General features: G+C 54.4%; 4 protein-coding genes, 1 tRNA gene and 1 pseudogene. 3 read left to right on the top strand and 3 right to left on the bottom strand.

The genetic code is table 11. The annotated features are described in order from the left end of the window. Positions 1–312: 312 nt before the first annotated feature. Positions 313–735, bottom strand: a complete 423-nt coding sequence (locus tag ABJZ52_RS00085; RefSeq protein ID WP_348189947.1) for a DUF1499 domain-containing protein — start codon at positions 733–735, stop codon at positions 313–315. A gap of 109 nt (positions 736–844) precedes the next feature. Further along, a tRNA-Ile gene (locus ABJZ52_RS00090) sits at positions 845–921 on the bottom strand. Positions 922–1,244: 323 nt separating this feature from the next. Here ABJZ52_RS00090 and ABJZ52_RS00095 point away from each other — a divergent pair. After that, positions 1,245–1,682 carry a MucR family transcriptional regulator gene (locus ABJZ52_RS00095; protein ID WP_348189949.1) on the top strand — a complete coding sequence of 146 codons (438 nt, stop codon included), beginning with the start codon at positions 1,245–1,247 and terminating at the stop codon, positions 1,680–1,682. A gap of 427 nt (positions 1,683–2,109) precedes the next feature. Beyond that, a complete protein-coding gene (locus tag ABJZ52_RS00100; protein WP_348189951.1) occupies positions 2,110–2,829 on the top strand; it encodes a response regulator transcription factor in 720 nt (239 codons plus the stop codon). A gap of 155 nt (positions 2,830–2,984) precedes the next feature. Here ABJZ52_RS00100 and ABJZ52_RS00105 read toward each other — a convergent pair whose 3' ends face one another. Beyond that, the gene (locus tag ABJZ52_RS00105) at positions 2,985–4,274 is read right to left on the bottom strand and encodes a hypothetical protein (protein ID WP_348189953.1); all 1,290 of its coding nucleotides are present in this window, start codon (positions 4,272–4,274) and stop codon (positions 2,985–2,987) included. A gap of 205 nt (positions 4,275–4,479) precedes the next feature. Here ABJZ52_RS00105 and ABJZ52_RS00110 point away from each other — a divergent pair. Continuing rightward, positions 4,480–4,872 (top strand): annotated as a pseudogene (locus ABJZ52_RS00110) (transposase); the annotation flags it as partial.

Genomic DNA, 4,872 nt, shown 5'->3' on the forward strand with positions numbered 1-4,872 from the left:
AGGCCTTTCATTCAGCAACGGGCAACGCTGGACGGTATTGAAACAGCGCACATGATCCGAAAGTGGCAACTGAACCGGCCGGGTGTACCTGCTTACCGACAGTTCATGGAGCTCGCAGAATAACTGCGTCAAGACAAAGCCACATATCCGACTACCACTAAATTTTGCGACAGAACCCAGGGGTTTGTAACTCACGCATTCCTGCGCATTGCTGTGCCGTTTGAACCGATATCGACAGGGAAGGGGACGTTCTGTTGCGACGGGTGGCTCCCGGCTGGCTGGCACCAGGCAAACCTCGAAGACGGCCGGGCGTTAGCGCCGCTTCGTGTCGCTCAACCAGCGCTGTATGCGCTCTCTGTTCGTGCCCAGGTCACTTCGGCCATAGACCAGATGGGAAAAAATATGCAGGTTACCATTTTCGACCCAAACCTGGGTAAGGTCCGGTAAACCGAAGACCGCGGTGCGATGCACAAAAACAGCCGGAAGCTCCTCCGCGGAGCCGGACAGTTGCCGCGTGCGTTCCGTGAGCGAGATTCGGTGCAGCAGCGCACCCACGTCGACGGCGCCGATCGGTTGGACGGCGTAATAGCCTCCGGCAAGCTCGCAGTTGCCTTGAGGATTCGTGTCCGGGAATGCCGGGACATCGGCAACCGTCACCGGACTGAAGCGGACGAAAAGTGAGAGGGCGAACGCCGCAGCAAGACATATACTGAAACTAATCGCAAAAACCTTCATTTGCGGTACCGCGCGTTTGTGACATGGGCTATGGCGAGCCCCAAGGAAAACAATTCTTTCTTACGTTGCGATCGGGTGCAATGTCTGCGGGCTGAACAAATCCGAAAAATGGTGGGCCCGGAGGGACTCGAACCCCCAACCAATCCGTTATGAGCGGACGGCTCTAACCAATTGAGCTACGGACCCTTAGCGAAAACATTATAACGCCGGTCACCTGGCCTGATTGTAATAAATAGTACACCTAGTATTCGGTTTGAGTTATTTTCGTTGTATTTAATTATTTCGGTAATTTCGTGATGAATATTGTTATATTTTATTGTAGTGGATGTTGAAATGGAACAGCGAAGTAAGTAGCAGGGTTGTGTGTCGACTATGGTCGAAATGTTCGGAACTGGGATTCTTTCGGCGTTCGGGCAGTCGTTATCGAGACGCTCTGGTTTGATCATTTGGCCTAAGAGCGAAGCTTTGGACAACGGTGTTTCGGTTTCAGAGCAAGAGAGAAGAAAGTCATGACAGAAGCCGCAGAGAGATCCAGCATTTCCGCCACGACCCTAGTGGGCCTGACCACCGATATTGTTTCCGCCTATGTCAACAACAACTACATCGCTGCCAACGAGTTGCCCGTGCTGATCGAGAGCGTTCATGCGACCCTGTCGTCCGCGTGCCGAACGCCGCCGGAGCCGGAAGTAGAGGAGTTGGTTCCCGCGGTGCAGATCAGGAAATCCATAACGGAAGATTTCCTGATCTGCCTTGAGGATGGCAGAAAATTCAAGTCGCTCAAGCGACACTTGCGTGCGCGTTACAACCTGACGCCGGAAGAGTACAGGGCCAAGTGGGGCCTGCCTTCCGACTACCCCATGGTCGCGCCGAATTACACTGCTAGTCGTTCGAGGATTGCGAAGTCGATGGGTCTCGGCCGGAAGCGCATAAAAAGATCCAAGGCCTGAAGTCGGCATTGTTTCAGCGGGGACTGAGGAGATCCGTTCTGTGCGTGAGCCCTTCTGTTCTTCGTCCGTCGGAATGACGCGCGTGCGGGGTCGCGAGCCATAGCTACGCCAAGTGCTGGTGATCCGAAAAAGCAGGCATCTTCCGAACGGCAGCCCGATCGGACCGGCCGATTTTGTGAAATGCTGTCGGGTCTGTCTGGGTCGCCGGCCAGTCTCTTCGGGATTGTGCGCCGCAAGATACGTAAACGCCAATTGATACTTCAGGCCCAACCGCCTTGTGAGGACGGCCTCGATGCGGTCCCAGTGCCGTGCATCACTGCCTTGGCGCGCCGGAGAAGTCTAAGTCATGGCGTGATCGCGACGGCTTGAGGCGCATAAGCAGACGCGGGTCCTGAGGTGCGGGAAACCAGAATGAACGCGATTTGACATGGACAATGAGAAATACACGATCCTGATCGTCGACGACGACCCAGAGATCTTGAGGCTTGTCGCGGATGTCCTGCGCAATCAGGGCTTCTACGTCGAGCAGGCTATGAGCGGTCGGGATATGGACGATGTCCTTCAGCGCGTGAAACCCGATGCGGTTGTCCTGGACATGATGCTGCCGGGAGAAGACGGGTTGTCCATCTGTCGGCGTCTGCGGGCGGACGACACACTGCCGATCCTGTTTCTGTCTGCAAAAGGGGATGAGTTCGACCGTGTTGTCGGGCTGGAGATCGGGGCTGACGACTATATCGTCAAGCCCTTTGCCCCGCGCGAATTCGTTGCGCGCGTCCGGGCGTTGTTAAGGCGCTCCTGTCTAGATAGGCAGCCGACCTATTCTAGGCGGTTCGCGTTCGACGGTTTCGTCGCGGATCTGGATGCCAGGCAGCTCTACACCGATGACGGTAGAGCTGTTGTGCTGACCAGCGCGGAATTCGACCTGATCTCCTGTTTTGTGCTTCGGCCCCGCCGTGTTCTTTCAAGAGAACAGATCCTAGACTGGACGAACCGGGATGCGGCCAACCCGCTGCAGGACCGGAGGGTCGATATCCTGATCGGCCGGTTGCGGAAAAAGCTGGCGGAGGCCCATCCCGACGGCAAACTGATAACTACAGTGCGCCACAGTGGCTATCTGTTCACCGCCAGGGTCAAGCAGCTCGGCTGAGCAGTCCAAATCTTACCAGGCAGAATTTACATAGTGCTGGAATTGCGCAATGCATAAATCCTGCGAGGCGGATGAGTGAGTGTTTGAGGCCTCCGGGCGATCGGAGCAACGGCCGGCCAAAGGGGTTCGGCAGGCCGTTTCAAGCGGCCCCGTGATCAATCCATGTTATGGCTTGTCGCCGCTTGCAGAAGTTTGAATCGGATCACGTCGTTCATCCCCTGGCGCTCGTCCTGCGTCATGTTCCGGACGTGGTTGGTGAACGCTTTCACGAGATCTTCCAATGAACCCGTGTTCAAGTCGGGTTGCTCCATCAGCCAGTCCTGCAGCGCTATCCCGAATATGCCGCAGGCATTGGGCAGGCCGATCCCTTGAGCATTCGGCAAGCCCTCAGAACCTTTGAATTCGGGGTTTTGCAGGTTCACGTCCACTGCTGAAAAAATGTTCCCTTCCGTTCCTGTCCAATTCTGCTCAAATTCCGCAAACTTTGCCTTGCTTGCCTCGCTGTGGCTTTTAAGCGTGTTCAAGACACAGACTTCGTTGCCGCGCCGCACAACGTGAACAAAGTGATCACGAATGAGGACGGTACCGATCGAGATTTTGGCATTCTTAGCGTCGATCAATCGATCGAAATCGACCAATCTTGATTCCATATCCGTTTCGGATAGACATTCGCCATTATATATTACATCAACGACTGCGCCGTTTCTCGGCGCTTTCAAAGCAGCAAAACTCGCAAGCTCAACTGTGGAAACGTATCGACTATTCTTTAAAAGATCTTTAGCGGTCAGTATCGTTCGCAAAATTCCACGTAACTTGTTTTTATCCTCAAGATTGCTCGAGCGCATCATCTCAAAGTATTTCGCGCAATTTTCTTGTATGAAATTGCTTTGCAGCGCCGGATCGAGATCATCGTAGTAACCGGGTTGGACACCTGCAACAATTTCAAGGATCCGCGGATTCCCTGAGTAGTCTGCAAGGAGTGCGCTAGCAGCTTTTATCGACCACAAAGCCTTTCCGTCCGGAACCGTTGCCAGGTTGGCTTCAACCAACTGAAAAGCTTGGCGATATGGCTGCCCGGTGTTGTGATTGCGCGCCTCATGTTTGGCAACGAGATAGGCGAAGACCTTTTTCGTGTCCAATGACATGTAATCGTTGTTCTTTGCCAGCTTGAACAAATCCACCAGACGCTTGCCCACATCATTTGGTGAGCTTCGGTAGAGATCCAGCACGGGGCGCCTCGCCGCCCGCCTCACGGCAGGGTTCTCATGGTCAAGCAATTGAATCAGCAAGTCCCGGGCGTTGCAGTCGCCGTTCAGAGCGGTATCGCGCAAATTTTTTATTTCTTCGCGGTGATTGCCACGGGCTTGGATCTGCGACCCTGACGCCGATTCGTCGTTCTGCGCTTGGACGAAATAGTTTATAACACCTAGAATCTCGTTGGACATTCCATTCTCCTCACAAATTTAGACACAAGTACCTGTGTGGGCAGCCGTCCAGATTTCTTCACTTTCAGGAATATCGGTTTATCCGTCTCCCCATGTACTATTTGGTTCAGTTGCCAGCGAATTGTGCGTGGGACGGTAATCGTCCCCAAAAACCACTGGGTTGAAAATTGGACTTCTCCGTCCTTTGGTGCGCTTGGAGAACGAGATGAAGAAATCAAGATTTACTGAGAGCCAGATCCTGACGATTTTGAAGCAGGGTGAGAGCGGTGTTCCGGTTGGCGACCTTTGCCGGGAACACGGGATCAGCAACGCGACTTACTACAGCTGGTGATCCAAGTACGGCGGCATGGACGCTTCCTTCATGGCGGAAATGAAGGCCATGGTCGAAGAAAACCGCCGTCTGAAGAAGATGTATGCGGAGATGGCGATGCAGAACGAGCTCTTGAAGGATGCGCTCGGAATTGAGGCCGCCAGTGCGCCATTGGTTCGAGCACAAGGCTGAACGCCTTGAGGCCGTCTCAGCGTAGAGAGATGGCCACCAGTGCAGTCCGGCCGCGTGGCGTGAGCGCTGCGCTTGCCTGCCGGACGTTCCAGATCA

It is taken from the genome of Roseibium sp. (assembly GCF_039982295.1).
GTDB lineage: Bacteria > Pseudomonadota > Alphaproteobacteria > Rhizobiales > Stappiaceae > Roseibium.